The organism is Kitasatospora sp. NPDC029367 (assembly GCF_055569135.1).
In genome coordinates this window covers 1-2,126 of record NZ_JBVHYH010000162.1, presented here as the reverse complement: position 1 = coordinate 2,126, position 2,126 = coordinate 1, and the positions used below count along the sequence as shown (strand labels likewise).

The 2,126-nt window shown below is 72.9% G+C and carries 1 protein-coding gene; it reads left to right on the top strand.

What is annotated here, in order from left to right; all coding sequences use genetic code 11:
- Positions 1 to 2,126: type I polyketide synthase (locus tag ACZ4W5_RS37960; RefSeq protein ID WP_465659815.1), on the top strand; the 2,126-nt coding region annotated here is incomplete at both ends.

Here is a 2,126-nt window from a genome sequence, read left to right as displayed (position 1 = left end):
CCCTCGCCCACCACCGCCACACCCAAGGACTCCCCGCCACCAGCCTCGCCTGGGGACTCTGGACCGACACCAGCACCATGACCAACACCCTCACCGAGGCGGACCGGGACCGGCTGGCCCGCCAGGGCTTCCGCGGCATGTCCGCCGAGCGGGCCCTCGCCCAGTTCGACACCGCGCTCGCCTCGGCCGAACCGGTGCTGGTGACCGCCGAGTTGGATGCGTCGGCACTCCAGCGACAGTCCGCCGAGGGCACCCTGCCGCCCCTGCTCGGCAAGCTCGTCCGGGCCAGGCCCCGCCGGGTCGCCGCCGCCACGGAACCGGGTGGCGACACCCTGGAACAGCGGCTCACCGGCCTCACCGCACCGCAACAGGCCGAACTGCTGAGCGAGTTGGTGACCCGGCACGTCACCGCCGTCCTGGGGCACACCGGTGCCGCCGAGCTGGACCCCGAACGCCCGTTCAGCGAGCTGGGCTTCGACTCGCTGACCGCCGTCGAGCTGCGCAACCGGCTGAGCACCGCCGTCGGCCGACGCCTGCCCTCGACCCTCGTCTTCGACCACCCGACCACCTCGGCGATCGTCCGACACCTCGCGGACCTCCTGCTCGCCGCTCCCGCCGGGACCGAGCACCCCACCGTTCCGACGGCCCCGACCACCGCTGTGGCGGCCGACGAACCGATCGCGATCGTCGGAATGGCCTGCCGCTACCCCGGCGAGGTCCGCTCCCCCGAGGACCTGTGGCGACTGGTGACCGACGGCGTCGACGCCGTCGCCGGGTTCCCCACCGACCGCGGCTGGGACGTCGACGGCCTCTTCGACCCGGACCCCGACGCACCCGGCAAGTCGTACGTGCGGGAGGGCGGATTCCTGGACGACGCCGCCGACTTCGACCCCGCGTTCTTCGGCATCAGCCCGCGCGAGGCACTGGCGATGGACCCGCAGCAGCGGCTGCTGCTGGAGACCGGCTGGGAGGCCTTCGAGCACGGCGGCCTCGACCCCGAGACCCTGCGCGGCAGCCGCACCGGCGTCTTCACCGGCGTCATGTACGACGACTACGGCTCACGGCTGATGCGACAGCAGCCGCAGGGCTTCGAGGGTCAGCTCGTCACGGGCAGCGCGGGCAGCGTCGCCTCCGGGCGGCTGTCCTACACCTTCGGCCTGGAAGGCCCGGCCATCACCGTCGACACGGCGTGCTCCTCCTCGCTGGTCGCCCTGCACCTGGCCGCGCAGTCGCTGCGCAACGGCGAGTGCGATCTCGCCCTCGCGGGCGGCGTGACCGTCATGGCCACCCCCGCCACGTTCATCGAGTTCAGTCGGCAGCGCGGCCTGGCCGCCGACGCGCGCTGCAAGTCCTTCGCCGCGTCGGCGGACGGCACCTCCTGGGGCGAGGGCGTCGGCCTGCTGCTGGTCGAACGGCTCTCCGACGCCCGCCGCAACGGCCACCAGGTCCTCGCGGTGCTGCGCGGCAGCGCCGTCAACCAGGACGGCGCCTCCAACGGCCTCACCGCGCCCAACGGCCCCTCCCAGCAGCGGGTGATCCGTCAGGCCCTGGCCAACGCCGGACTCACCACCGCCGACGTCGACGTCGTGGAGGCCCACGGCACCGGAACCAAACTCGGCGACCCCATCGAGGCCCAGGCCCTGCTCGCCACCTACGGCCAGGACCGCGAACACCCGCTCTGGCTCGGCTCCATCAAGTCCAACATCGGCCACACCCAGGCCGCCGCCGGCGTCGCCGGCATCATCAAAATGGTGCAGGCCATGCGACACGGCGTCATGCCCCGCACCCTGCACGTCGACGCACCCTCCCCCCACATCGACTGGGACGCCGGCAACGTCGAACTCCTCACCGAAAGCCGCGACTGGCCCACCGAAGGACGACCGCGCCGCGCTGCCGTCTCCTCCTTCGGCATCAGCGGCACCAACGCCCACGTCATCCTCGAACAGGCCCCCGCCACCGACGCGGCACCGGAACCGGCACCGGAACCGGCGGACACCCCCGTCACCTGGCGGCTGTCCGCCAAAACACCCGCCGCACTACGCGACCACGCCCGCCGCCTCACCCAACACCTCCACCACCACCCCCACCTCACCCCCCACGACATCGCCCACACCCTCAACACCCGC